This window comes from Mycobacterium neumannii, assembly GCF_002245615.1.
Taxonomy (GTDB): domain Bacteria; phylum Actinomycetota; class Actinomycetes; order Mycobacteriales; family Mycobacteriaceae; genus Mycobacterium; species Mycobacterium neumannii_A.
In genome coordinates, this window is sequence record NZ_NKCO01000011.1 from 1 (window position 1) to 25,710 (window position 25,710).

General features: G+C 67.5%; 27 protein-coding genes and 1 pseudogene. 19 read left to right on the forward strand and 9 right to left on the reverse strand.

The genetic code is table 11. The annotated features are described in order from the left end of the window. The 11 genes and pseudogenes from CEX88_RS14355 to CEX88_RS14405 form a co-directional block, all read left to right on the forward strand. A pseudogene (locus CEX88_RS14355) lies at window positions 1–477 on the forward strand (hypothetical protein); the annotation flags it as partial. Between the two features lie 89 nt (window positions 478–566). Continuing rightward, window positions 567–1,526, forward strand: a complete 960-nt coding sequence (locus CEX88_RS14360) for a Rossmann-like and DUF2520 domain-containing protein (protein ID WP_202931507.1) — start codon at window positions 567–569, stop codon at window positions 1,524–1,526. Continuing rightward, window positions 1,523–2,455 carry a pantoate--beta-alanine ligase gene (gene panC / locus CEX88_RS14365; protein WP_066841235.1) on the forward strand — a complete coding sequence of 311 codons (933 nt, stop codon included), beginning with the start codon at window positions 1,523–1,525 and terminating at the stop codon, window positions 2,453–2,455. Before CEX88_RS14360 ends, panC begins: the two co-directional genes overlap by 4 nt. Next, window positions 2,455–2,862 (forward strand): aspartate 1-decarboxylase, encoded by a 408-nt coding sequence (gene panD / locus CEX88_RS14370; RefSeq protein ID WP_066841234.1) that lies wholly within the window; start codon window positions 2,455–2,457, stop codon window positions 2,860–2,862. The genes panC and panD overlap by 1 nt, the downstream gene beginning before the upstream one ends. Before the next feature lie 4 nt (window positions 2,863–2,866). Next, on the forward strand, window positions 2,867–3,682 hold the full coding sequence (locus CEX88_RS14375; RefSeq protein ID WP_094293987.1) for a type III pantothenate kinase: 816 nt from the start codon (window positions 2,867–2,869) through the stop codon (window positions 3,680–3,682). Window positions 3,683–3,771: 89 nt separating this feature from the next. Next, the gene (lysS, locus tag CEX88_RS14380) at window positions 3,772–5,310 is read left to right on the forward strand and encodes a lysine--tRNA ligase (RefSeq protein ID WP_094293988.1); all 1,539 of its coding nucleotides are present in this window, start codon (window positions 3,772–3,774) and stop codon (window positions 5,308–5,310) included. 108 nt (window positions 5,311–5,418) lie between these two features. Beyond that, window positions 5,419–5,760 (forward strand): histone-like nucleoid-structuring protein Lsr2, encoded by a 342-nt coding sequence (gene lsr2 / locus CEX88_RS14385; protein ID WP_064347878.1) that lies wholly within the window; start codon window positions 5,419–5,421, stop codon window positions 5,758–5,760. A gap of 276 nt (window positions 5,761–6,036) precedes the next feature. After that, a complete protein-coding gene (clpC1, locus tag CEX88_RS14390) occupies window positions 6,037–8,580 on the forward strand; it encodes an ATP-dependent protease ATP-binding subunit ClpC (RefSeq protein ID WP_066810204.1) in 2,544 nt (847 codons plus the stop codon). A 220-nt stretch (window positions 8,581–8,800) separates the two neighbouring features. Then, window positions 8,801–9,019 carry a CbtB domain-containing protein gene (locus CEX88_RS14395; protein ID WP_066841229.1) on the forward strand — a complete coding sequence of 73 codons (219 nt, stop codon included), beginning with the start codon at window positions 8,801–8,803 and terminating at the stop codon, window positions 9,017–9,019. Between the two features lie 19 nt (window positions 9,020–9,038). Then, the gene (locus tag CEX88_RS14400) at window positions 9,039–9,836 is read left to right on the forward strand and encodes a CbtA family protein (RefSeq protein WP_066841227.1); all 798 of its coding nucleotides are present in this window, start codon (window positions 9,039–9,041) and stop codon (window positions 9,834–9,836) included. Then, window positions 9,833–10,384: a histidine phosphatase family protein gene (locus CEX88_RS14405; protein ID WP_094293989.1), complete on the forward strand. Its 552-nt coding sequence runs from the start codon at window positions 9,833–9,835 to the stop codon at window positions 10,382–10,384. Before CEX88_RS14400 ends, CEX88_RS14405 begins: the two co-directional genes overlap by 4 nt. Window positions 10,385–10,448: 64 nt before the next feature. Here CEX88_RS14405 and CEX88_RS14410 read toward each other — a convergent pair whose 3' ends face one another. Together CEX88_RS14410 and mhuD are read right to left on the reverse strand one after the other, a co-directional pair. Then, window positions 10,449–11,822, reverse strand: coding sequence for a serine hydrolase (locus CEX88_RS14410; RefSeq protein WP_420799220.1), 1,374 nt, complete (start codon window positions 11,820–11,822; stop codon window positions 10,449–10,451). After that, window positions 11,803–12,126: a mycobilin-forming heme oxygenase MhuD gene (gene mhuD / locus CEX88_RS14415; protein WP_064399378.1), complete on the reverse strand. Its 324-nt coding sequence runs from the start codon at window positions 12,124–12,126 to the stop codon at window positions 11,803–11,805. The genes CEX88_RS14410 and mhuD overlap by 20 nt, the downstream gene beginning before the upstream one ends. A 54-nt stretch (window positions 12,127–12,180) precedes the next feature. On the opposite strand from mhuD, the gene CEX88_RS14420 reads away from it, so the two are divergent. Next, a complete protein-coding gene (locus CEX88_RS14420; RefSeq protein WP_066841269.1) occupies window positions 12,181–12,966 on the forward strand; it encodes an alpha/beta fold hydrolase in 786 nt (261 codons plus the stop codon). Here CEX88_RS14420 and CEX88_RS14425 read toward each other — a convergent pair. Next, on the reverse strand, window positions 12,940–13,194 hold the full coding sequence (locus CEX88_RS14425) for a hypothetical protein (protein WP_066841223.1): 255 nt from the start codon (window positions 13,192–13,194) through the stop codon (window positions 12,940–12,942). The two genes, CEX88_RS14420 and CEX88_RS14425, sit on opposite strands and share 27 nt — an antisense overlap. A 71-nt stretch (window positions 13,195–13,265) precedes the next feature. On the opposite strand from CEX88_RS14425, the gene CEX88_RS14430 reads away from it, so the two are divergent. After that, on the forward strand, window positions 13,266–14,261 hold the full coding sequence (locus tag CEX88_RS14430) for a GlxA family transcriptional regulator (RefSeq protein ID WP_066841221.1): 996 nt from the start codon (window positions 13,266–13,268) through the stop codon (window positions 14,259–14,261). Between the two features lie 17 nt (window positions 14,262–14,278). Here the strand turns inward: CEX88_RS14430 and CEX88_RS14435 are convergent, their stop codons facing one another. After that, on the reverse strand, window positions 14,279–15,148 hold the full coding sequence (locus CEX88_RS14435; RefSeq protein WP_066841219.1) for an HhH-GPD family protein: 870 nt from the start codon (window positions 15,146–15,148) through the stop codon (window positions 14,279–14,281). On the opposite strand from CEX88_RS14435, the gene CEX88_RS14440 reads away from it, so the two are divergent. Together CEX88_RS14440 and CEX88_RS14445 are read left to right on the forward strand one after the other, a co-directional pair. Further along, window positions 15,147–15,767, forward strand: coding sequence for a carbonic anhydrase (locus CEX88_RS14440; protein ID WP_066841217.1), 621 nt, complete (start codon window positions 15,147–15,149; stop codon window positions 15,765–15,767). The two genes, CEX88_RS14435 and CEX88_RS14440, sit on opposite strands and share 2 nt — an antisense overlap. A 58-nt stretch (window positions 15,768–15,825) precedes the next feature. After that, window positions 15,826–16,587 (forward strand): hypothetical protein, encoded by a 762-nt coding sequence (locus CEX88_RS14445; protein WP_068199177.1) that lies wholly within the window; start codon window positions 15,826–15,828, stop codon window positions 16,585–16,587. Window positions 16,588–16,601: 14 nt separating this feature from the next. On the opposite strand, the gene disA is transcribed toward CEX88_RS14445, so the two are convergent. From disA to CEX88_RS14460, 3 genes are all read right to left on the reverse strand, one after another. Continuing rightward, the gene (disA, locus tag CEX88_RS14450) at window positions 16,602–17,720 is read right to left on the reverse strand and encodes a DNA integrity scanning diadenylate cyclase DisA (RefSeq protein WP_066841215.1); all 1,119 of its coding nucleotides are present in this window, start codon (window positions 17,718–17,720) and stop codon (window positions 16,602–16,604) included. 30 nt (window positions 17,721–17,750) lie between these two features. Next, a complete protein-coding gene (gene radA / locus CEX88_RS14455) occupies window positions 17,751–19,142 on the reverse strand; it encodes a DNA repair protein RadA (protein ID WP_094293990.1) in 1,392 nt (463 codons plus the stop codon). Between the two features lie 75 nt (window positions 19,143–19,217). Continuing rightward, complete coding sequence (locus CEX88_RS14460) at window positions 19,218–19,772, reverse strand: copper chaperone PCu(A)C domain-containing protein (RefSeq protein WP_094293991.1); 555 nt, start codon at window positions 19,770–19,772, stop codon at window positions 19,218–19,220. Window positions 19,773–20,112: 340 nt separating this feature from the next. Here CEX88_RS14460 and carD point away from each other — a divergent pair, with 340 nt between their 5' ends. The 4 genes from carD (at window position 20,113) to rlmB (ending at window position 23,510) form a co-directional block, all read left to right on the forward strand. Continuing rightward, complete coding sequence (carD, locus tag CEX88_RS14465) at window positions 20,113–20,601, forward strand: RNA polymerase-binding transcription factor CarD (protein WP_003888533.1); 489 nt, start codon at window positions 20,113–20,115, stop codon at window positions 20,599–20,601. Between the two features lie 5 nt (window positions 20,602–20,606). Next, on the forward strand, window positions 20,607–21,086 hold the full coding sequence (ispF, locus tag CEX88_RS14470) for a 2-C-methyl-D-erythritol 2,4-cyclodiphosphate synthase (RefSeq protein ID WP_066841209.1): 480 nt from the start codon (window positions 20,607–20,609) through the stop codon (window positions 21,084–21,086). A 78-nt stretch (window positions 21,087–21,164) separates the two neighbouring features. Beyond that, complete coding sequence (cysS, locus tag CEX88_RS14475) at window positions 21,165–22,565, forward strand: cysteine--tRNA ligase (RefSeq protein WP_094293992.1); 1,401 nt, start codon at window positions 21,165–21,167, stop codon at window positions 22,563–22,565. Beyond that, window positions 22,566–23,510, forward strand: coding sequence for a 23S rRNA (guanosine(2251)-2'-O)-methyltransferase RlmB (gene rlmB, locus CEX88_RS14480; RefSeq protein WP_094293993.1), 945 nt, complete (start codon window positions 22,566–22,568; stop codon window positions 23,508–23,510). On the opposite strand, the gene CEX88_RS14485 is transcribed toward rlmB, so the two are convergent. Both CEX88_RS14485 and CEX88_RS14490 read right to left on the reverse strand, forming a co-directional pair. Beyond that, on the reverse strand, window positions 23,507–24,745 hold the full coding sequence (locus CEX88_RS14485) for an SLC13 family permease (protein WP_202931500.1): 1,239 nt from the start codon (window positions 24,743–24,745) through the stop codon (window positions 23,507–23,509). The two genes, rlmB and CEX88_RS14485, sit on opposite strands and share 4 nt — an antisense overlap. Then, window positions 24,736–25,656, reverse strand: a complete 921-nt coding sequence (locus CEX88_RS14490; RefSeq protein ID WP_094293994.1) for an MBL fold metallo-hydrolase — start codon at window positions 25,654–25,656, stop codon at window positions 24,736–24,738. The genes CEX88_RS14485 and CEX88_RS14490 overlap by 10 nt, the downstream gene beginning before the upstream one ends. Window positions 25,657–25,710 lie beyond the last annotated feature (54 nt).

Here is a 25,710-nt window from a genome sequence, read left to right on the forward strand (position 1 = left end):
TATTATTTTAGAGAGTACGAGGACGACTACGAGCACCACCTAGGCCTTCGTCGGCGGCGTCAGATGTGTATAGGGGCACCCGCCGACGGGCGCTGGATTCCGCCGGGTGCCCCGGGCAGCAACTGGGTGTCGCGCGGCAACGGATCGACGACCGAGTACGTCGGCAGGCGCCGGGCCCCAGAAGCCGAGGACGATGTCGTCGGCCCGGTCGCCGAGCCCGACCTCTCGACACCGCCGCCCGAACCGCCACGTGGCAGACATTCGGCGCCGCCGGCCAGCGGCGATTCGCGGCGCCCCGCGCAGCAGACCGTGCCCACAGAACCGCCGGAACCCTCCCCGGAATCACCGGCTCCCACCGGGCGGCGGCACCGCAACGCCGACGACCCCGACACCGCCGGACAGTCCGTCGCCGAACTGTTGGCCCGGCTGCAGGCGAGCCCCACACCGGGCGGGCGTCGCAGACGCCGCGAGGAGTGAGTTAATCTCGTAGCGACCGTCCGGTACCCGCACCGCGGGACTGGAACGTACACCCATCAACTCGCAGCGAGGTCGACTTCATGGTCGCCATGGGGACCCCACCTGGCGGATTCCGCCCGGCGCGGCTCACTGTCGGCATCGTTTCGGCAGGTCGTGTCGGTTCCGCGCTGGGTGTCGCCCTCGAGCGCGCCGAGCACGTCGTGGTGGCGTGCAGCGGGGTTTCGCGTGCGTCGCGCGACCGCGCCCAGCGCCGGCTGCCCGACACCGCGGTGCTTCCGGTCGACGAGGTGGCCAGCCGTTCCGAACTGCTGATCCTCGCGGTGCCCGACGCCGAGCTCGAGAAGTTGGTGTCCGGTCTGGCCGCGACCGGGTCGGTGCGGTCGGGCACGATCGTCGCGCACACCTCCGGTGCAAACGGAATCGCCGTGCTGGCACCGCTGACATCGCAGGGCTGCATACCGTTGGCCATCCATCCGGCGATGACCTTCACCGGCACCGACGAGGACATCGACCGCTTGGCCGACACCTGCTTCGGGGTGACGGCCGCCGACGAGGTCGGATACGCGATCGCCCAATCGCTTGTGCTCGAGATCGGCGGGGAGCCGTTCCGGGTCCGCGAGGACGCGCGCACGCTCTATCACGCGGCACTGGCGCATGCCAGCAATCACCTGGTGACGGTGCTGCTCGACGCGGTCGAGGGCTTGCGGTCGGCGCTGTGGGGCCAGGAGCTGCTCGGCCAGGAACTGGTCGGCGATGCGCCGGGCGGTCTGCCCGAGCGGGTCGTCGGCCCGCTGGCGCGCGCGTCTTTGGAGAACGCGCTGCAACGCGGGCAGGCGGCATTGACCGGCCCGGTGGCACGCGGGGACGCCGCCGCTGTGGCGCGTCATCTGGAAGCCCTGACGGAGGTGAATCCCGAATTGGCGCAGGCATATCGGGCGAACTCATTGCGCTCCGCCCAGCGTGCGCACGCACCGGACGAGGTGGTCGCCGTGCTCGCCGCCGATCCGGACCGCGGCGGGAGCTCGCGACGGACGGAGATGGGCCGATGACCATTCGCAAACCGCAGTTCACGGCGGGCGAACTGAACGTCTACTCGAAACCCGGTGACGTCACGGCGGTCACCAGGGCGCTGCGTGCCACCGGTCGGCGCGTGATGCTGGTCCCGACGATGGGCGCTCTGCACGAGGGTCACCGCATGCTCATCCGCTCCGCAAAGCGTGTCCAGGGCGCCGTCGTGGTGGTGTCGATCTTCGTCAACCCGCTGCAGTTCGGGGCGGGTGAGGACCTCGAGGCGTATCCGCGCACGCTCGACGACGACCTCGCCGCCTTGGGCGAAGAAGGCGTCGAGATCGCGTTCACGCCGACCGTCGCCGACATGTACCCCGACGGCACCCGCACGTCGGTCCATCCCGGGCCGCTCGGTGCCGACCTCGAAGGCGCTTCTCGGCCAACGCATTTCGCTGGTGTGCTGACGGTGGTGCTCAAGCTGCTCAACATTGTCCGTCCCGACCACGCGTTCTTCGGGGAGAAGGACTACCAGCAGTTGGCGCTGATCCGGCAGATGATCGCCGACCTCAACGTCGACACCAGGATCGTGGGTGTGCCGATCGTGCGGGAGGCCGACGGGCTGGCGATGTCGTCGCGCAACCGGTATCTGGACTCCGAGCAGCGCGAACATGCGGGCGCGCTGTCGGCCGCGCTGCTGGCCGGGATGTACGCCGCGGGGGAGGGGACCGCGGCAGCGTTGGACGCCGCACGTGCGGTGCTCGACTCGGTGCCGGCCATCGAGGTCGATTATCTCGACGTGCGCGACCCGATGCTCGGGCCCCCGCCGGAGGTCGGGGCGGCGCGCATGTTGGTGGCCGGCCGGCTGGGGCCCACCAGGCTGGTGGACAACATCGCCATAGATATCGGGGTGCCGTCGGGGGCTGGCCCGGACGTCGCGTTTGACGAGCACGAACTTCCTTGGAGGAACTGATGTTACGGACAATGCTGAAATCGAAGATCCACCGCGCGACGGTCACGAAGGCCGACCTGCACTACGTCGGATCGGTGACCATCGACGCCGACCTCATGGAGGCCGCCGACCTGCTCGAGGGGGAGCAGGTGACGATCGTCGACATCGACAACGGCGCCCGGCTGGTGACGTATGCCATAACCGGTGAGCGTGGCAGCGGCGTGATCGGGATCAACGGTGCGGCGGCGCATCTCGTGCATCCCGGGGATCTGGTTATCCTGATCGCCTACGGCACCATGGAGGATGCCGAAGCCAGGGCGTACCAACCGCGGATCGTGTTCGTCGACGCCGACAATAAGCAGGTCGACCTCGGTCACGATCCGGCGTTCGTACCGGCCGACGCGGCCGAGTTGATATCGCCACGGTGAGACCGTGTTACTAGCCATCGACGTCCGTAACACCCACACCGTCGTGGGTTTGGTGTCGGGTTCCGGAGAGCACGCCAAAGTGGTGCAGCAGTGGCGGATTCGCACCGAATCGGAAGTCACCGCCGATGAACTCGCCCTGACCATCGACGGACTGATCGGCGACGACTCCGAACGCCTGAGCGGGGCGGCCGGGCTGTCGACCGTCCCGTCGGTGATGCACGAACTGCGCGAAATGTTGCGCCAGTACTGGCCGTCGGTGCCGCATGTGTTGATCGAGCCCGGTGTCCGCACGGGGATCCCGCTGCTGGTGGACAACCCGAAGGAAGTCGGCGCCGACCGCATCGTGAACTGCCTGGCCGCCTACCACAAGTACGGCACCGCGGCCATCGTCGTCGACTTCGGCTCGTCGATCTGCGTCGACGTGGTCTCGGCGAAGGGCGAGTTCCTCGGCGGCGCGATCGCTCCCGGTGTCGAGGTGTCGTCTGACGCGGCTGCGGCGCGATCGGCGGCGTTGCGTCGCGTCGAGCTGACCCGACCGCGTTCGGTCATCGGGAAGAACACCGTCGAGTGCATGCAGGCCGGTGCGGTGTTCGGATTCGCCGGCCTGGTCGACGGCCTCGTGCAGCGCATCCGAGACGACGTCGACGGCTTCGGGGGCACCGACATCGCGGTGGTCGCCACCGGGCACACCGCGCCGCTTCTGCTGCCGGATATGCGCACGGTTCAGCATTACGACCAGCACCTCACCCTCGACGGCTTGCGTCTGGTGTTCGAGCGCAACCGCGACAACCAGCGTGGCCGCCTCAAACAGGCCCGCTGAAGGATGATTTCGGTGCCCAACCGGTTGCCAGGTCAGCGTCGACGCACCGAAATTCCTCGTCGGCGCACGTTCATTTAGGCTGGCACGACGTGACCGAACCCGACCCCTCCCGCACCGCACCGGCCGCGGACGCCACAGCCGAGCCTGACCTTCCGGAGCAGTACCGGATCCGTCAGGCCAAGCGTGAGCGGCTGCTCGCCGAGGGGCGCGAGCCGTATCCGGTGGAGATCGCGCGCACCCATTCCCTGGCCGAGATCCGCGCGGCCTATCCGGATCTGGCCGCCGGCGACGAGACGGGCCAGATCGTGGGTGTGGCCGGACGGGTGATGTTCGCCCGCAACTCCGGAAAGCTGTGCTTTGCCACGCTGCAGGAGGGGGACGGCACCCAGCTGCAGGCGATGATCAGCCTCAACAAGGTAGGACAGGAATCGCTGGACGCGTGGAAGGCCGACGTAGACCTCGGCGACATCGTCTTCGTGCGCGGTGAGGTGATCAGCTCCCGGCGCGGCGAACTCTCGGTCCTTGCCGACTCGTGGCAAATGGCTTCGAAGGCCCTTCGGCCGCTGCCGGTGGCGCATAAGGAGATGAGCGAAGAGGCCCGGGTTCGGCAGCGCTACGTCGATCTCATCGTGCGTCCCGAGGCCAGGACTGTCGCTCGCCAGCGGGTCGCGGTGGTGCGCGCGGTGCGGACGGCGCTGGAACGGCGCGGATTCCTGGAAGTCGAAACTCCGATGCTGCAGACACTCGCGGGCGGCGCTGCGGCGCGGCCGTTCGTGACGCACTCCAATGCGCTCGATGCCGACCTATATCTGCGTATCGCGCCCGAACTGTTTCTCAAGCGCGCACTGGTAGGTGGATTCGAGCGCGTCTTCGAGTTGAATCGGGTGTTCAGAAACGAAGGCGCCGATTCCACGCATTCTCCGGAATTCGCGATGCTCGAGACATATCAGGCATACGGGACCTACGACGATTCCGCCGTCGTGACCCGAGAGATTATTCAAGAAGTCGCAGACGAGGCGATCGGAACACGTGAGGTGCCATTGCCTGATGGCACTGTCTATGATCTTGATGGCGAATGGCAGTCCGTCGAAATGTATCCGTCACTGTCTGAAGCTCTGGGCGAAGAGATCACACCGGAAACACCGGCCGAGAAGTTATGGGCGATCGCCGATCGTCTCGGAGTCGAGATCCCTCGCGACCGGGGTTACGGTCACGGGAAATTGGTCGAGGAACTGTGGGAGCACACCGTCGGGAACACCTTGTGGGCGCCCACGTTCGTCCGTGATTTCCCCGTCGAGACGACCCCCCTTACGCGGCCGCACCGCAGTATTGAGGGCGTCACCGAGAAATGGGATCTCTATATCAGGCGTTTCGAACTGGCGACCGGCTATTCGGAGTTGATCGATCCCGTAATCCAACGCGAAAGGTTCGAAGCCCAGGCGAGGGCGGCGGCCGCAGGTGACGACGAGGCGATGGTCCTTGACGAGGATTTTCTGGCAGCCCTGGAGTATGCCATGCCGCCGTCGACGGGAACCGGAATGGGTATCGACAGATTGATGATGGCCCTGACGGGACTGTCGATTAGAGAGACGGTTTTGTTCCCGATTGTTCGGCGCCACGGCAACTGAACGCCGCGGCGTATGATCTTTGTTGTATAGCGCACACAGATATGGCACATTGGTGCCGGGTTCGATACTTTACTGCGGTCCTGTGATCGCGCAGAAGGGCGTGTTTAAATGGCGAAGAAAGTTACCGTCACCTTGGTCGATGATTTCGACGGCGAAGGTGCGGCCGACGAGACTGTTGAATTCGGCCTCGACGGGGTCACCTATGAGATCGACCTTTCTTCGAAGAATGCCGCAAAACTGCGCGACGCCCTGAAGCCGTGGGTCGATTCCGGTCGTCGGGTCGGCGGCCGTCGGCGCGGACGTGCCGCCGGGTCGGGCCGCGGGCGGGCGGCGATCGATCGCGAGCAAAGCGCGGCGATCCGCGAGTGGGCCCGGCGTAACGGACACAATGTGTCGACGCGTGGGCGCATTCCCGCCGATGTGATCGACGCCTTCCACGCCGCCACGTAGAGGTGCTCCTCACGCGCGCCGTGTCGGTTGTTCGCTAGCCGCGAAGCCATCGGGGCTCGATTGGGAAACGAATCGGCCCACCGATGCGTTGCTCTCCCATAGCGGCGGGTATTCGATCCCGTGCGCGTCGATGCCCCCCGGGTGTCCGCTTAGAGCAGACCGGCGGGCGGGACGCGCCGCCCTACTGCCCACTAGAGTGGACGGTGGTGTGGTGCGTACTCGAGACCGTTGGGCGCGCGTGGCACCGACCAAATGATGGAGAGCAGGTAACCACCGATGTTTGAGAGATTCACCGACCGTGCCCGCAGGGTCGTCGTCCTGGCTCAAGAAGAGGCCCGGATGCTCAACCACAACTACATCGGCACCGAGCACATCCTGTTGGGACTTATTCACGAGGGTGAGGGCGTAGCGGCCAAGTCGCTGGAGTCGCTGGGCATCTCGCTCGAGGGCGTGCGCAGCCAGGTCGAAGAGATCATCGGCCAGGGCCAGCAGGCGCCGTCGGGCCATATCCCGTTCACCCCGCGCGCCAAGAAGGTGCTGGAGCTGAGCCTCCGCGAGGCGCTGCAACTCGGCCATAACTACATCGGCACCGAGCACATCCTGCTCGGCCTCATCCGTGAGGGCGAGGGCGTCGCAGCCCAGGTGCTCGTGAAGCTGGGCGCCGAGCTCACCCGCGTGCGTCAGCAGGTCATCCAGCTGCTTTCGGGCTACCAGGGCAAGGAGACCGCGGAAGCCGGCACCGGCGGACGCGGCGGCGAGGCGGGCAACCCGTCCACCTCGCTGGTGCTCGACCAGTTCGGCCGCAACCTGACCGCGGCCGCGATGGAGGGCAAGCTCGACCCCGTCATCGGCCGCGAGAAGGAAATCGAGCGGGTGATGCAGGTGCTGAGCCGTCGCACCAAGAACAACCCGGTGCTGATCGGCGAGCCCGGCGTCGGCAAGACCGCCGTCGTCGAGGGCCTGGCGCAGGCCATCGTGCACGGCGACGTGCCCGAGACGCTGAAGGACAAGCAGCTCTACACGCTGGACCTGGGGTCCCTGGTGGCGGGCAGCCGGTACCGCGGCGACTTCGAAGAGCGCCTGAAGAAGGTCCTCAAGGAGATCAACACCCGCGGCGACATCATCCTGTTCATCGACGAGTTGCACACGCTGGTCGGTGCGGGTGCGGCCGAGGGCGCCATCGACGCCGCTTCGATCCTGAAGCCGAAGCTGGCCCGCGGCGAGCTGCAGACCATCGGCGCCACCACGCTCGACGAGTACCGCAAGTACATCGAGAAGGACGCCGCGCTGGAGCGTCGCTTCCAGCCGGTGCAGGTCGGTGAGCCGACCGTCGCGCACACCATCGAGATCCTCAAGGGTCTGCGCGACCGCTACGAGGCGCACCACCGTGTCTCGATCACCGACGGCGCCATTGCCGCGGCGGCCACCCTGGCCGACCGCTACATCAACGATCGGTTCCTGCCGGACAAAGCGATCGACCTGATCGACGAGGCCGGCGCCCGGATGCGCATCCGGCGTATGACCGCGCCGCCAGACCTGCGCGAGTTCGACGAGAAGATCGCCGACGCGCGCCGGGAGAAGGAGTCCGCGATCGACGCGCAGGACTTCGAGAAGGCGGCCAGCCTGCGCGACAAGGAGAAGCAGCTCGTCGCGCAGCGTGCCGAGCGCGAGAAGCAGTGGCGCTCAGGTGATCTCGACGTTGTCGCCGAGGTCGACGACGAGCAGATCGCCGAGGTGCTCGGCAACTGGACCGGCATCCCCGTGTTCAAGCTGACCGAGGAGGAGACCACCCGGCTGCTGCGCATGGAGGAGGAGCTGCACAAGCGGATCATCGGCCAGGAGGACGCCGTCAAGGCGGTCAGCAAGGCGATCCGGCGTACCCGTGCAGGCCTGAAGGACCCGAAGCGGCCGTCCGGTTCGTTCATCTTCGCCGGCCCGTCCGGTGTCGGTAAGACGGAGCTGTCCAAGGCGCTGGCCAACTTCCTGTTCGGCGATGACGACGCGCTCATCCAGATCGACATGGGCGAGTTCCACGACCGGTTCACCGCCTCGCGGCTGTTCGGCGCCCCTCCGGGCTACGTCGGCTACGAGGAGGGTGGCCAGCTCACCGAGAAGGTGCGGCGCAAGCCGTTCTCGGTCGTGCTGTTCGACGAGATCGAGAAGGCCCACCAGGAGATCTACAACAGCCTGTTGCAGGTCCTCGAGGACGGCCGCCTGACCGACGGCCAGGGCCGCACAGTCGACTTCAAGAACACCGTGCTGATCTTCACGTCGAACCTGGGCACGTCCGACATCTCCAAGGCGGTCGGGCTGGGCTTCTCCCAGGGTGGCGGAGACAACAACTACGAGCGGATGAAGCAGAAGGTCAACGACGAGCTGAAGAAGCACTTCCGCCCGGAGTTCCTCAACCGTATCGACGACATCATCGTGTTCCACCAGCTGACCCGCGACGAGATCATCAAGATGGTCGACCTGATGATCGGCCGCGTGTCCACTCAGCTGAAGGCCAAGGACATGACGATGGAGCTGACGGACCGGGCCAAGGAGTTGCTGGCCAAGCGCGGGTTCGATCCGGTGCTCGGCGCGCGGCCGCTGCGGCGCACCATCCAGCGCGAGATCGAGGACCAGCTGTCGGAGAAGATCTTGTTCGAGGAGATCGGCCCCGGCCAGCTCATCACGGTCGACGTCGACAACTGGGACGGCGAAAGCGCCGGAGAGGACGCGGTGTTCACCTTCAAGGGCACCAAGCGGCCGGCTCCGGTGGCCGAGCCGGACCTGGCCCAGGCCGGTGCGGCAGGCGCTGCAGGCCCAGCCGAATAGCGGCATCACGCAGAGAGAACGGGCGGTACCCACACGGGTGCCGCCCGTTTTCCGTCCGATCCCGCTACCGCTGGACCGAGTGGTTAGGATGTGCGATGTTATCGGCGGGCGAAGGAATCTGGTGAGAATCCAGAACGGTCGCGCCACTGTGTCAAGTCAGACCCGACGCTCGCCGTCACCTTAGAACTCGGGACGCGAAAATCCCGGAAAGGACACCGACATGACCTCACCCGACGCCCGCAAAAGCGTTGCACCCGCACTCGACCTGTCCGCCACCGGAGCGGCCGTGTGGCTGTCGGCAACCACCTTCCTGGCGCTGTTGGTGCTCTACTTCATCGGCTTGGACCAGGGCGCGACGTCGGTGTTCGGTGCGGACAACACCGCGATCCACGAGTTCGTGCACGACGCTCGCCACCTGCTCGGCTTCCCCTGCCACTGACGGGCCGAGGTAACCGAACATGGAAAAGCAGATCATCTGGCGTGGCCTGCTCGCAGGTGCCGTCGCCGGCGTGCTCGCGTTCGTCTTCGCGCGCATCTTCGTCGAACCGCAGATCGACCTGGCCATCGCCTATGAGGACGGTGTCGGGGCCGCGCACGAGGCGCTGGAACACGCCGAAGGCGCGGGTCATAGCCACGGTGAGGGCGGCGGATTCGAGCGCGCCGTTCAGATGAACATCGGTATGGGGCTGGGCGTATTGCTGTTCAGCCTGGCGATCGGCGCGATCTTCGCGGTGATCTTCGCCGTGGCCTACGGCCGCATCGGCAATATGTCGGCACGCCTGCTGTCGGTGTATGTGGCCGGCGGAATGCTGTTGAGCCTGTACGTCGTTCCCGCCCTGAAGTATCCCCCCAGCCCGCCTGCTCTGAGCCTGGACGAGACCATCCGCCAGCGCACGCTGCTGTACCTGCTGACGGTGGTTTTGTCGGCGGCGCTTCTGGTCGGCGCGGTGTATCTGGGCCGACGGCTGGCCGAACGCCTGGGGACATGGAATGCGGCGCTGGCCGCTGCGGGGTCCTACATCGTCGCGGTGGCGGTCGTGATGCTGGTGCTGCCGAGCATCAACGAGACACCGGGACCGTTGACCGACGACGCCGGAAACATTGTCTACGAGGGCTTCCCGGCGGATGTGCTCTATGAGTTCCGGCTGTACTCGTTGGGCACCCAGATCGTCATGTACACGACGATCGCATTGGTCTTCGGTGCGATGGCCGCGCGGCTGCTCGAACAGAACCGCCGGGAGAGCATCCCTGCGTGAGTGAGGTCGTCCGGCTGACGCTCGTATCGCACGCGCTGACCGATGCGATGTCGGCCGGACGATTCCCCACCGACGAGCCGTTGAATCCGACCGGCCATCGGCAGGTCGACGCGTCGATCAACCTCGGCGTCGTCGACGCGGCTCTGTGCGGTCCCGAGAAGCGCACCAGGCAGACCGCCGAACTGCTCGGCCTGCAGGCCGAGGTGGAAGGGCGGTTGGCGGACCTGGACTGCGGCCGGTGGCGCGGCGACGTGCTGAGCGGGGTGCGACCGGCGGATCTAGCGATCTGGCTGACCGACCCCACCCGGTCGCCGCACGGCGGCGAATCGGTTGTCGAGGTGGTCGACCGGGTTCGCGACTGGATGGACTCGTTGACCGACCGTCGCAGCAGGCTCGTCGCCGTGACACATCCGGCGGTGATCCGTGCCGCGATCCTCATCGCGCTGGACGCTCCGCCGAAGTCGTTCTGGCGCATCGACATTGCCCCGGTGAGCCGGACGGTGATGCACTTTCGCGGGCACGCCTGGACGCTGCGGTCGAACCGCTGATCAGCCTGAGCGGTCGAACCGCTGATCAGCCTGAGCGGTCGAGCTAGAGCGGTCGAAACGCCGTTCAGCCGATCGGCACCAGGTCGAAGGTCTGGCGCACGATCGACAACAACCACCCCGCGGCGGTGGGGCTGCGGTAGCGGGGCCAGTTCAACTGGAAGCTGACCACCCACGGCTGCCCCGTGTGGTCGACGGCATACCAGCTGAACGTCAGATCACCGGGCAGGTTTCCACCCTTGGCGCCGATGTAGCCCCACTTGGACCCGTCGAGATCGATGCCGGGTATCGCCGACAGGATGTCCTTCACCGGCGCGGCCTCACCCACGGCGGCGGCCTGCAGCGCGATGTGCACACGGCAGATGTCGGCGGCGCTGCCGTACCACTCCGCCCCGAAGTTCGACGCCGGGGTATGCGTGCGCTGCGGATCCGGTTCGTACGGGCGGGAATTGGTCTGCTGGAGCAGTTGCGCCCGGACTTGCGGACCACCCTTTTCGACCGCTTGGCGCCACTGCTCGCGCAGATCGGGCCGGCCCCAGCCGACCGAGAACATCTCGTGCATGGTCGGAAACGGCGTCATGCTGGCCGGGTCGTGATGGCGCGCCAGGACCAGTGCCCGCTCCACAGCGCCGGTCCCCAGACGGTCGATGAGAAGGTCGGTGGCCATGTTGTCGCTGGCCGAGATCATCTGCTGCGCAGCGGTTCTCACCGACACCCGGGAGCCGGGAGGGAGTTCTTCCAGGCCCGCGGAGCCGACCGCCTTGGCTCGTTTCGTGACGGTCAGCGGGTCGGTCCACTTCAGGGTGCCCGCCTTGACCGCCTCGGCGACCGCGAGCAGCACGTAGAGCTTGAAGATCGATGCCAACGGCAACGACAATTCGGTGTTGGTTCCGGCCACCACATCGCACTTCGACTGGTCGGCAACGACCTTCGACACCTGGTACGAGTAGCGGGCCCCAGATTTCGTGATCTCGGTGTCGATATCGGACCATTCGTCGATCTCCGGCGGGCGCAGCGTCACATCGAACCGGTCGACCATGCCGGCGTCGTTGGTGCGAAGGTCGATCTCCTGGGCGACGCCGTACGACGTCACCACCCCGACCTCGGCTTGTCCGGCTCGGATGTCGACGTCGGTCACCTTGAACGGCCGGTCCCACCAGATCCGGTCGAGCTTGGCGACGATCTCGTCGACCTTCTCGGGCTCCGCCATCGTGCGCACGCCCACGGGTCCGATCGGCCAGTCGGAGTTGAGCATGTCCAGCGTCTGCTTGGCCCGCAGCCCCTGGGGTGTGTTGATCTCGATGGGCGTGCCGTACGCGGCGTCGGCCGGTGCAGGCCCGACTTCCGCGCAGCCGCCGACGGCGACGACCAACGAGGCCGCGACCGTCAGCGCGAGCGCCCGGCACGCGATGAGCGAGCCTTTACTTGTCAGCACCCGCAACGTCGAGGACGACCTCGAACTCGAGCAGAGACGCACCGGTGGCCACCGGGTTGGCCTGCTGGCCCTTGTGGGCTTCGATGGCCGGGCCCGTCGCCCAGGCCTGGAACGCCTCCTCGGACTCCCACTGCGTCACCACGAAGTAGCGGTCCTCGCCCTTGATGGGGCGCAGCAGCTGAAAGCCGAGGAAGCCGGGCTGGTTGTCGACGGCGTGGGCCCGGTGCGCGAAGCGCTTCTCCAGTTCGGGACCGGCATCGGGCGGTACCTCGATCGCGTTGATCTTCACGACGGGATTCTGGCTTGCCATGCGCATCAGGCTACCGAATGCATCGGGGTCACCCGGAGGCACGATGATGTCGGGATGCAGTCACCAGGCGGTACGCGGGCCCCGCTCACCCACCGCGGCGGCAGGGGGCGACCGCTCGTCCTGGTGCACGGGCTGATGGGGCGCGGCAGCACGTGGTCGCGCCAGTTGCCGTGGTTGACCCGGCTGGGTGAGGTCTACACCTACGACGCGCCCTGGCACCGCGGCCGCGACGCCGACGATGTCGGGCCGATCAGCACCGAACGGTTCGTCGCCGAACTCGGCGACGCGGTGGCGAGCATCGGCCAGCCGGCGGTCATGATCGGTCACTCGATGGGCGGTTTGCATTCGTGGTGCCTGGCCGCGACGCGACCCGATCTCGTGGAGGCGTTGGTGGTCGAGGACATGGCACCGGACTTTCGCGGCCGCACCACCGGGCCCTGGGAGCCGTGGCTGCATGCGTTACCGGTCGAATTCGATTCCGCCCAGAGGGTTTACGACGAGTTCGGTCCGGTGGCGGGCCAGTATTTCCTCGAGGCGTTCGATCGCATTCCAGGCGGTTGGCGCTTGCACGGCCGAACGGACGTCTGGATCGATATCGCCGCGGAATGGGGCACCCGCCACTACTGGCGCGAGTGGCAGGGCGTCCGCGTGCCGGCATTGTTGATCGAGGCGGGTAACTCGGTCACCCCGCCGGGACAGATGGCCCAGATGGCGGAGTCCGGCCCGCACACGACGTATCTGCGGGTGCCCGAGGCCGGTCACCTCGTCCACGACGATGCGCCGCAGGCCTATCGGCAGGCGGTCGAGTCGTTTCTAGCGACGCTCTCCGAGCGCACCTGAGGAAGGCCAGACGGGGTGGCGCTCAAAACGGGTGCGGATCGCGTCGATGTCGCGCTCGAGACGCAACAGGTCGCGGTCGTCTTCGAACACCCGGCCTGCCATCGGCGCGGCCATGCGGAACTGGTCGCGGTGCAACCGCAGGTACCCGGAGCGGCTGGCCGCCCAGGCGAACGCGGCTGCGACCGCGACCGGGGAAACGAGAACCAGAAGTGCCAGTAAAGTGCTCATGGCAGTAATTCTTCGACAGGCAAAATCCCGCCAACAGTGGCAGCAATGACACTTTGCGATAAAATGCTGCCATGTCAATCAGGAGCGTATCGACGCTCGTCCTGGACGATCTGGCGATATTCGAGTTCGGCGTCATCTGCGAAGTCTTCGGCATCGACCGCTCCGGCGACGGCGTCCCCAACTTCGACTTCAAAGTGTGCGGTCCGGTTCCCGGCAAGCCGCTTCGCACCTCCGTCGGCGCGACGCTGACCCCCGACCACGGCCTGGACGACCTGATCGGCGCCGACCTGGTCGCCATCCCGGCGATCGGAGGGTCCCAGTACCTGCCCGAGGCGTTGGCCGCCGTCCGGGCCGCCGCCGAGTCGGGATCGATCATCCTCACCGTGTGTTCGGGAGCGTTCGTCGCAGGCGCCGCCGGTCTCCTCGACGGAAGGAAGTGCACGACGCACTGGATGCACGCCGACGAACTCGCGCGCAGGTACCCGACGGCCAAGGTCGACCGCAACGTGCTGTTCGTCGACGACGGAAACCTGATCACCAGCGCGGGCACGGCAGCAGGTATCGACGCGTGCCTGCACCTGGTCCGGCGTGAGCTGGGCAGCGAGGTCACCAACAAGATCGCGCGCCGCATGGTGGTGCCGCCGCAACGAGACGGTGGTCAACGCCAGTACATCGACCAGCCGATTCCAGTGCGGTGTTCGGAACGCTTTGCGCCGCACCTGGATTGGATACTGAGCAACCTCGACAAGCCGCACACGGTCGCCACCCTGGCCGCCCGCGCGCACATGTCGGCGCGTACTTTCGCCCGCCGGTTCGTGGAGGAGACGGGACGTACCCCGATGCAGTGGGTGACCGACCAACGCGTGTTGTACGCGCGAACCCTGTTGGAGGAGACCGATCTCGACGTCGACCGGATCGCCGAGCGCAGCGGTTTCGGGACAGCGACGCTGTTGCGGCACCACTTCCGCAGGATCATCGGGGTGACACCGTCGGACTACCGCCGCCGGTTCTCATGCAGCACTTGTGAACCCGAGCCCGACACCGATACGGAAATGGCCTCGGCCTGACCTCATGCCGTGCGCGCTCAGCCGCCTTCACCGGCGAGTGCGAAGCGGCCGTCGGCGGTCTGTTCGACGAGGCCGTCGACCAGAAGCGAGTCCAGCGCGCGGTCGCGTTGTGCGGTGTCGGACAGCCACGCGACGTCCAGCTGCGCTCGGGTGACCGGAGAGGCGTTGTCCCGCAGGACATCCAGCAGCCTGCCCCGGACCTGCCGGTCGGTGCCCGCATAGCGTTGAACGCGCCGTGCCGGCGAAGGCGACGCAGGGAAGCCCCGAGACCGCCACGCGCACGTACTCAGCGGGCACAGCCCGCAACGGGGCGCCCGCGCGGTACACACCGTCGCGCCCAACTCCATCAAGGCGATAGAGAACTTGGGCGCCAGAGCGGTTTCGGGCAGAAGAGCCTCGACATCGGCAAGGTCGCGCGTTGACGACGCCGCGTCAGCTCGACCGTGGACGACCCGGGTTACCACCCGCCGAACGTTGGTGTCGACCACCGGTACCCGGTCGCGGTATGCGAAGCAGGCGATGGCCCGCGCGGTGTAGGCCCCGACGCCCGGCAGCGTCAGCAGCGTCTCGACGTCCGACGGTACGACGTCGTCGTACTGCTCGGCGATCACCGTCGCGCATTCGTGTAACCGCTTGGCGCGGCGCGGATAGCCGAGCTTGCCCCACGCCCGCAGGATGTCTGCGGCGCTTGCCGCCGCGGTCGCCGACGGTGTGGGCCACCGCTGCACCCACGCGAGCCAGACCGGTTCGACGCGTGAGACCGGCGTCTGCTGCAGCATGAATTCGCTGACCAGGATCTGCCACGGGGTGACCCCCGGCCGGCGCCACGGCAGATCTCGCTGTTCGCGGTCATACCAATCCACCAACTGGGGCACAATGTCGGTCATGCCCAACACCAGCCCAGTGACCGCGTGGAAAGCACTCAAAGAGGGTAACGAGCGCTTCGTCGCCGGCAAGCCCCTGCATCCCAGCCAAGGCGTCGAGCACCGCGCCAGCCTGGCCGGTTCCCAGAAGCCGACCGCGGTGGTGTTCGGCTGCGGAGACAGCAGGGTCGCCGCCGAGATCATCTTCGACCAGGGGCTCGGCGACATGTTCGTGGTGCGCACCGCCGGGCACGTGATCGATTCGGCGGTGCTGGGCTCGATCGAGTACGCGGTCGCGGTGCTCGACGTGCCGCTGATCGTCGTGCTCGGCCACGACAGCTGCGGGGCGGTGAAGGCAACGCTGGGGGCGCTCGACGAGGGCGTGGTGCCTGGCGGTTATGTCCGCGACATCGTCGAGCGCGTGATGCCGTCGATCCTGTTGGGTCGTCGCGACGGGCTGACCCGCGTCGACGAGTTCGAGGCTCGTCACGTCAGCGAGACCGGCGCCCAACTGCTGTCCCGCTCCACGACCGTCTCCGAACAGGTGGCCGCGGGCGAGCTGGCGATCGTCGGCGTCACCTATCACCTCGCCGACGGCCGGGTGGTGTTGCGGGACCACCTCGGCGACATCGGCGAAAGCTGAGGGCGACACGCCGAGCGACCTCGACCGATAAGGCGTGACCTGGCCTTACCGTGAGGTTGTGCTGGATCTGGAACCGCATGGCCCGCTACCGACGCAGATTTACTGGCGTCGCAGGGCACTGGCGTTGGGCATAGCGGTCCTCGTGATCGGCGTGATCGCGGCCATCGTGGTCGTGGTCGTGAAGAACACCGGGGGCTCCGAGACGAAGGGCGCCGACGCGTCCGCCCCCGCTGCGGCAGGCGAAACGACGCCGCTGCCGGGGGAGAACCCCGAGGTGAAGACGCCGGTGATGCCGCCGGCGCAGGACGCACCGCCGCCCACCCCGACACCCACCGCGGCCGTCACACCGCCACCGATCCTCAACGAGGGCGACGACTGCCCCGACTCGACACTGGCGGTCAAGGGCATCACCAACCAACCGCAATACGTCGTCGGTGAGCAGCCCAAGTTCACGATGGTCGTCACCAACATCGGGCTCGTCGGCTGCAAGCGCGACGTCGGCGCCGCGGTGCTGGCCGCCTACGTCTACTCGCTGGACAACGCCCGGCTCTGGTCCAACCTCGATTGTGCGCCGTCGAACGAGACGCTGGTCAAGGCGTTCCAGCCCGGTGAGCAGGTGACCACCGAGGTCACCTGGACGGGCATGGGATCGGCTCCGGGCTGCCCGCTGCCGCGTCAGCCCATCGGGCCGGGCACCTACAACCTCGTCGTCCAGCTGGGCAATCTGCGGTCGGCGACGGTGCCGTTCATCCTCGCCGCGCCGCAGTCGCCGGAGCACGGTCAGGGCGTCGCCCCGCCGCCGGGACCCGTCCCCAACTGAGGTTCGGCGCAGATTCAGGCCAGCCGGTCGGCGATCGTCGACTCGGCCAATTGCGACAGGCCCTCCCGGATGTGGCGCGCCCACATCGAGCCGATGCCCTCGACCGACTGGAGGTCGCCGGCGCTGGCCGCCAGCAGGCCCTGTAACGACCCGAACGAGCGCACCAGCAGGTCGACATGCGCGAACTGCAGGCGGGGGATGCCGGCCATCGCGCGGTAGCCGCGCGAGCTCATCGCCGAATCCTGCGCCTCGATCGTGGACGGATAACCGAAAACCCTTGCCAACGTCGTGAAGTCGAGGAGCTCACTGTCGGAGAGCCCGTCGAGCTCCTCGAGGGTGGCGCTCACCTGCGCCGCCGATGGAGGGTCCGGGTTGGCGTGATAATCGCGCACGATGAGCTCGCGGGCGGTGTCGTTGTCGCCGACGAGCTCGTCGAGCTGCAGTTTGAGCTGGCGGCCGTCTGTGCCGAGTTCGACCACGTACGAGTCGATTTCGAGGCTGATGCGGCGCACCATCTCGAGCCGCTGCACCACGGTCATCACGTCGCGCAACGTGACGAAGTCTTCGATCTCGGCGGTCGAGAGCTGCCTGCTGACCTCGTCAAGACGCGTCTTGTACCGCTCGAGGGTGTCGATCGTCTGGTTCGCGCGCGACAGGATCGTCGCCGAGTCGGGGACCACGTGCCGCTCACCGGCGACGTACACGGTCACGATGCTCATGGAGTGACTCACCGAGATCACCGGATAGCCGGTCTGGATCGCCGTGCGCTCGGCGGAGCGGTGCCGGGTTCCGGATTCCTCGGTCGGGATCGACGGGTCGGGCACCAGTTGCACGTTGGCCCGCAGGATGTGGGCGCCGTCGCTGGACAGCACCACCGCGCCGTCCATCTTCGACAGCTCCCGCAAGCGAGTCGGCGCATAGCGGACGTCGAGGGAGAAGCCGCCGTCGCAAATAGCCTCGACGCTCTCGTCGTAGCCGATCACGATCAGGGCGCCGGTGCGGCCGCGCAGGATGCGCTCCAGGCCGTCGCGCAGCGCCGTTCCCGGGGCCAAGCGGGCGATCGTCTCGCGCATGGTGGGTCGCGCCAACGGCACCACCGTGCGTCCCGATCTGCCACCCGACTTCACGGCCATCGCCCCTCCCTAGGATCGGCCGTCATTGCTCTATCTTTGCTGATCTTTGCTGATATCGCGCAAAACTCGCAACGCCGAGCCGATGTCGTGGGCGGCGATCGCCCGCAATCCCGCGGGCACCGATGTCACGCCGGGTGGTACGACCGCCGAGGTGAAGCCGAGCCGGGCCGCCTCGGCCAGGCGGCGGTCCATGCCGGTGACCCGCCGTAGATCGCCCGCCAGGCCCACCTCGCCGATTGCCACCGCGGCGGCCGGCACGGGCAGGTCCATCTTCGAAGACGCGATGGCCACCGCGATCGCCAGGTCCGCCGACGGATCGGTCAGCCGCATGCCGCCCACGGTCGACAGGTAGATGTCGTGGGCGCCCACCGACAGGCCCGCGTGCTTGTCCAGGACCGCGGTAATCATCGCGGCACGCGAGGAGTCGATTCCGCTGACGGCGCGGCGGGCGGTCCCGTTCGCAGGCGCCCCGATCAGCGCCTGCACCTCTCCGATCAGCGGACGCTTACCGTCCAGGGCGACCGTGATCGCCGTTCCCGCAACGGGTTTGGGTCGTTGGTCGCGAAACAGGCCGGACGGGTCGGCCACGCCTTCGATCCCGTTGTCGTGCAGAAGGAAACAGCCGACTTCGTCCGCGGCGCCGAAGCGGTTCTTGATGCCGCGGACCATCCGAAGCGACGATGCGCGGTCGCCCTCGAAGTGCAGCACGACGTCGACGAGATGTTCGAGCGAGCGCGGCCCGGCGATCACACCGTCCTTGGTCACGTGGCCGACGAGGATCAGCGCGACGCCGGATGTCTTGGCCGCCATCGTCAAAGCGGTGGTCACCGCGCGTACCTGGGTGACGCCGCCGGTGACGCCGTCGGCCTCGGTGGTGGACATGGTTTGCACCGAGTCGACCACCACCAGGCTGGGCTGCACCTCGTCGATGTGTGCAAGTGCTGTGCCCAGATCCGACTCCGCGGCCAGGTACACCTCGTCGTGAGTGCAGCGCGTGCGTTCCGCCCGCATCCGGATCTGGCCTGCCGACTCCTCACCCGAGAGGTACAGCGCCCGTTTCCCCGCCGCCGCCCACCGGTGCGCGACCTCCAACAACAGCGTCGACTTGCCCACGCCGGGATCACCGGCGAGCAGCGTCACCGATCCGGGCACCAGGCCGCCACCGAGCACCCGGTCCAACTCGGTGACACCGGTGTGGCAGTGACGGGTGCGCCCGGGATCGATCGAGCTGATCGGCACGGCCGCTGAGGAGGGGGCGACCGAACGTCGCGCTCCGGCTCCGGCCACCGCGGACAACACGGCCACCTCGTCGACGGTGCCCCAGGTGCCGCATTCAGGGCAGCGGCCGACCCATTTGAGGGTTACGTGGTGGCACTCCGAGCAGCGGTACTGCGAGCGCGCTTTGGCGCCACTTTTGGCCACGCGTTGACGGTAGCCGTCGCCTCCGACAGACAGCGACAGAAACTCAGCGCCGAGCGGTCGTGTCGCGGACTTCGCTCAGTGCCCGCCGCCGTGTCCGCCCGCTTCGGCGGCTTCGCCTCGACGCGGCGACTCACCGGCGGAGATCGGCACCCGCACGGTCGCCTCGCCTGCCTTCTGGAACTTGAACGTGAAGTCGTAGAGCAGGCCGTTGGTGATCGGCTTACTCAAGGTGACCATGGCTTCGGCGGCTTCTGCGGCCTCGACGCTCTCCAATGGGGTGATCTGCCCGTCCGGTGCGCCAACCGTGAGCATGCCGCCCGCGGGCACAGTGGTGTCACCGGTCAGGGTCACGGTGCCGACCTCGGAAGTGACCGACTCCAACTTGTCGGCCTCTTCAGGCGAGGTGTTGGCCGCCACGAAGATCAGCTCGACCTCTTTGCCCGGCCGGACGAAGTCGGTCACTTGCTGGGCCCGCAGGTGAACGTTGCGCAGCGCGATCTCGCCGAGGTTCGCGCTGGTGCCGTTGACGGCCGGCTCCTGCGTGGTCATCTGGGAGACCTGTCCCGAACTGCAGCCGACGAGCGCAACGGCAGCGGCCAACCCGCAGGCGGCCAGTTTGAAGCGGTCCACTCTTGCCTCCTGCTCGGGCCGTCGAAGCGACCGATCCGGTCGGTCGCGGGATTCGACTATGCAGAGTAGTAGGTGCGTGCGGGCGGCGGTAGCTGAGGTCCGGCACGCCGTCGGGAATACGCGGGCGGCACCGCGAAAGTGGCACCGGAAGTGCCACTGCCCCATGCTCGATGCCCCGCCCCAGCTACTGGATGGACGTCTCGAAGACGCCTGAGCCATGCATGGATTCGTCGGCGTGTCAACCCCTAACGTTCCCCCGAGGTGCCCCTGACCTGCACCGTTGGTCCACCCCTGTCTGGGCACCGTGCTAGCATTGAGGTGTGAAAGGGGCTCGAAACTGATGATTTTCAAGGTCGGAGACACCGTTGTTTATCCCCACCACGGTGCTGCGTTAATTGAGGCGATCGAAACCCGGACCATCAAAGGCGAACAGAAGGAATACCTCGTCTTGAAGGTCGCTCAGGGGGACCTCACGGTTCGAGTGCCAGCCGAGAACGCAGAGTATGTCGGGGTGCGCGACGTCGTCGGACAGGAGGGCCTGGACAAGGTTTTCCAGGTGCTCCGTGCCCCCCATACCGAGGAACCGACCAACTGGTCGCGGCGGTACAAGGCCAACCTCGAGAAGTTGGCCTCGGGTGACGTGAACAAGGTCGCCGAAGTGGTCCGCGACTTGTGGCGACGCGATCAGGAGCGTGGCCTGTCGGCGGGTGAGAAGCGGATGCTGGCCAAGGCGCGACAGATCCTGGTGGGCGAGCTTGCTCTCGCCGAGAACACCGATGACGAGAAGGCCGCGACCATCCTCGACGAGGCACTCGCCGCCGCTTCCTGAAGCCGATGACGAGCCTGCCAAGGGTCGGGCTCGGCACCGACGTACACCCCATCCAGGCGGGGCGGCCGTGTTGGCTGCTGTGTCTGCTGTTCGACGGGGCAGACGGCTGCGAAGGCCACTCCGACGGTGATGTCGCGGCGCACGCGCTGTGCGACGCGCTGCTTTCCGCCGCCGGTCTCGGCGACCTCGGCGAGGTCTTCGGAACCGGTCGCGACGAGTGGCGCGACGCTGGCGGCGCCGACATGCTTCGGCACGTCCACGGGCTCGTCACCGATCAGGGCTTTCGGATCGTCAACGCGGCAGTGCAGGTGATCGGCAACCGTCCGAAGGTCGGTCCGCGCCGCATCGAGGCGCAGACGCTCCTGTCCGAACTGCTCGACGCCCCCGTGTCCGTCAGTGCGACCACCACCGACGGCCTGGGTCTGACCGGCCGTGGTGAGGGTCTGGCGGCGATCGCGACCGCGTTAGTGGTCGACCGCGATTAGGCCTGTAAGCTGGCCCTTCGTGATTGGGGGCGAACGATTGGGTGCCGTGAATCAGACGAACGGTTGGGCGGTCAGCGCGTGACCGACCTGCGGCTGTACGACACCATGAGCGGTGCCGTCCGCGACTTCGTTCCCGTGCGTCCCGGGCACGCCTCGGTCTACCTCTGCGGAGCCACGGTTCAGGGTCTGCCCCACATCGGACATGTGCGCAGCGGAGTCGCCTTCGACGTGCTTCGGCGCTGGCTGATGGCCAAGGGCTACGACGTCGCCTTCATCCGCAACGTCACCGACATCGACGACAAAATCCTCAACAAGGCCGCCGACGCGGGACGGCCGTGGTGGGAGTGGGCAGCCACCTATGAGCGCGCGTTCTCGGCCGCCTATGACGCGCTCGGGGTGATGCCGCCGTCGGCCGAACCGCGCGCCACCGGACACATCACCCAGATGGTCGAGCTGATCGAGCGGCTGATCGAGCGGGACCACGCGTATGTCGGTAACGGCGACGTCTACTTCGACGTACTCAGCCTGCCGGGCTACGGCAAGCTGTCCGGTCACAAGATCGACGATGTGCACCAGGGTGAGGGCGTAGCGACCGGCAAGCGCGACGAACGCGATTTCACCTTGTGGAAAGGCGCCAAACCCGGTGAACCGTCCTGGCCGACGCCATGGGGTCGTGGAAGACCGGGCTGGCATACCGAATGCGTCGCGATGTGCCAGGCGTATCTCGGCGCGGAGTTCGACATCCACGCCGGCGGCATGGACCTGGTGTTCCCTCATCACGAGAACGAGATCGCCCAGGCCGAGGCGGCCGGCGACCCGTTCGCCAGGTACTGGCTGCACAACGGCTGGGTGACCATGGGCGGCGAGAAGATGAGCAAGTCGTTGGGCAACGTGCTCGCGATTCCCGCTGTGCTGCAACGTGTCCGGGCCGCGGAGTTGCGCTATTACCTGGGCAGCGCGCACTACCGGTCGATGCTGGAGTTCTCGGAGACGGCGCTGCAGGACGCGGCGCGGGCCTACAGCGGTATCGAGGACTTCCTGCACCGCGTGCGCAACCGGGTTGGCGCCGTCGTGCCCGGCGAGTGGACTCCGAAGTTCGCCGAGGCGCTCGACGACGACCTGTCCGTTCCGATCGCGCTTGCCGAGGTGCACGCCGCGCGCGCCGAGGGCAATCGCGCGCTGGACGCCGGTGACCACGAAACCGCCCTGGCACAGGCGATGTCGATCCGCGCGATGATGGGTATTCTCGGCGCGGACCCGCTCGACGAGCGCTGGGAATCCAAAGACGAGACGTCGGCCGCACTGGCCGCGGTCGATGTGTTGGTGCGCGCTGAGGTCGAACGGCGCGAGGACGCACGGGCGCGGCGGGACTGGGCCGAGGCCGACGCGATCCGTGATCGCCTCAAGGAAGCCGGGATCGAGGTTACCGACACCGGCGATGGTCCGCAGTGGACGCTGCTCGACGGGCACACGAAGTAGATGGCCGGAAACTCCAAGCGCAGAGGCGCGGTACGCAAGCCGGGAACGAAGAAGGGCCCGACGGTCGGGTCCGGCGGCGTTAGGCGGCGCGGTCTGGAAGGCCGCGGTGCCACTCCGCCCGCGCATATGCGTCCGCACCATCCGGCGGCGAAGCGGGCGGCCAAGGCCGCGAAATCCCAGCCGCGTCGGCAGGGCAAGAAAACCGACGACACCGAGGTGGTGCTGGGACGCAATCCGGTCCTGGAGTGTCTGCGCGCAGGGGTGCCCGCGACGGCGCTGTACGTCGCGCTGGGTGCGGATGCCGACGAGCGGTTGACCGAATCTGTCCAGATCGCCGCGGACGCGGGGATCTCGATCCTCGAGGTCGCGCGCCACGACCTCGACCGCATCGCCGCCAACGGTCTGCATCAGGGTGTGGCGCTTCAGGTTCCGCCGTACTCGTACGCGCATCCGGACGATCTGCTCGCGGCCGTGACGGCCGATGGCGCCTCGGCGCTGCTGGTCGCATTGGATAACATCTCCGACCCGCGCAATCTCGGTGCGATCGTGCGTTCGGTCGCCGCGTTCGGCGGTCATGGCGTCCTGATCCCGCAGCGCCGGTCGGCCTCTGTGACCGCGGTTGCGTGGCGTACCAGTGCGGGTGCCGCCGCGCGGCTTCCGGTCGCGCGGGCCACGAATCTCACCCGCACACTGAAGAACTGGGCCGACGAGGGCCTGCAGATCGTCGGCTTGGACGCCGATGGCGACATCACGGTCGACGAATTGGACGGCTCGGGACCGATCGTCGTCGTGGTCGGCTCCGAAGGTAAGGGGCTTTCGCGCCTGGTGCGGGAGACCTGCGACGCCGTGGTCTCCATTCCGATGGCCGGCCGCACAGAGTCGTTGAACGCCTCGGTGGCCGCGGGCGTCGTGCTCGCCGAGATCGCCCGTCAGCGCCGAGGCTAGAGGCCGAACAACCGTAACCCCACCCACAATCCGGTGACCGCGGCCACCACCGTGGCGGGTACCGTGCACAGTCCGATGCGGCTGAACTCGCCTGCGGTGGTTGTCATTTCGCGGCGTACTGCGCTACGCCAGAGCAAGTTGGCCAGCGAGCCGACGTAGGTCAGGTTCGGTCCGATGTTCACTCCGATCAACACCGCCAGCACGGCGCCCGGTCCCGATGCCGATACCAGCGGCAGCAGCAGCAGCACCGCGGGCAGGTTGTTGACGACGTTCGACAGCAGCGCCGCGACGGCCGCGATCCCAAGCAGGGCGAGCAGTCCGTGACCGCTGGGCAGCAGGCCGCGCATCGCGCTGTCGAGACCGTTGACCATGACGGCGTCGACCACGATGCCGAGGCACAACACGAACAGCAGAAACGGCGCATCGGCTGCGGCTGCCATCCGCGCCACGGTCGTGTGCCGTCGCGCCAGGCTCCGCCCGCCGAGCACCACCACTCCGCCAAGTGCCGCCCAGGCGGGCGAGACTCCGAGCATCGAGGTGACGACGAATCCGGCCAGCGTCAAGCCCAGTACGACAAGGGGGAACACGGGGACGTGCACCGTCTCGTCGGGCACCGGCCGGGGCGCGATCGAGAGCTGCTTCCTGAAAAGCAAACGCAGCACAACGAATTCGACGAGGATGGCCAACAGCCAGGGCAGTGTCATGAGCGCGGCGAAGTGCAGGAAGGTAATGCCCGCCGCGGTGAACGCCAGCAGATTGGTCAGGTTCGACACCGGTAACAGCAGCGACGCGCTGTTGGCCAGGTGCGCGGTCGCATAGGCATGCGGTGTGGCCGGCACCGACAGCATGCGAGCAGTGGCAAGCACGACGGGGGTCAGCAACAGCACGGTGGCATCCAGGCTCAGGACCGCCGTCGTCGCCGCGGCGATCGCGAATACCCCTGCCAGCAAGCGGTTCTGGCTGCCGTCGGCGGCACGCGCCAACGCCGCACCCGCTGCGCGGAACACTCCCTCGTCGGCGCACAGCCGCGCCAACACCAGAACGACCGCCAAAAAGCCCACCACCGGCACCAGGCGACCGACCTCCGCGGCGGCCTCGTCCAGCGAGACGATGCCGGCGCCGATCAGCAGCGCGGCCACGGGTACCGCCACGACGGCTTCCGGCCACTTGTGCGGGCGGGCCACCGCGAAACCCAGTATGACCGCCAGGGCGGCCACCGCCAGGATCAGATCCACGGATCGGCAGGCTGCCACAGCGTGGGCAGGTGCAATGCGACGCCATCGTCGTAGGCCAGCCGCGACAACACCCGCATCGAGACGTCGAGGTCGTCGGCTGCGTAGGGGAGCGCGCGCAGTGGTTCGTGCAGGGGACGGAAGAAGTCGTCCCAGTGGATGAGCACCACGCGGCGCGCGCCCACGGTCCGCACGGTTTCGCGCCAGTAATCACGCAGGTAGCGCTCCGGTTGCAGCCCGAGCTGGCCGACTCCGAGGTACACGACATCGGCGCGGTGTCCGGCCAGGGCCCCGGCAACGAATCCCGCACTGCCGACGATCAGCAGACGACGATCCGACGGACGGTGACGAACGAGTGTGGACCACGCCTCACCGCACCGGTACGCCGACACTCTGACCGGCGGCACGACCGGACCGGTGATGACACCCGGAAACCGGTCGGGCGGGCAGTGATCCCCCTCGATGAGCGTGACCTCGTAAGCGCCCAGCGCGACGGGGTCGCCGGGACTGACCACCACGATGCGGTCCTCGGGCAGCCGGTGGCCGCGGCCCACGTGGGCGGCGGATAGGCCGCCGACAAGTCGCGCGCCGGTCCGCTCGGCGACAGCCGCACTGTCCATCGCGTGGTCGTAGTGGGTGTGTACGGGAAGGACGGCCTCCAGCCGGTCGATCCGCAGGCGGGTGAGGCAGCCGTCGATGCGCGGCTCCGCCGGTGACAGCCGCCGCAGCCCGACTTCGGCCAGGCTCGGGCGTGAGAAGAAGCCGTCGGTCAGCAGCGCCGATTCGCCATCGTCGATCAGCAGCGTTGTGACGCCCGCCCAGGTGACCCTCAGCGGCGTATCCGCACCCGCCGGCGGGACGTCGAAATAGCGCTCGTAATCCGCCAGGTTGGGCCTGCCGAGTTTGAGACGCATAGCGCCAACTCTAAGTGGCCCACGCGATGGTGCGCTCGATCGTGACTGTCGACC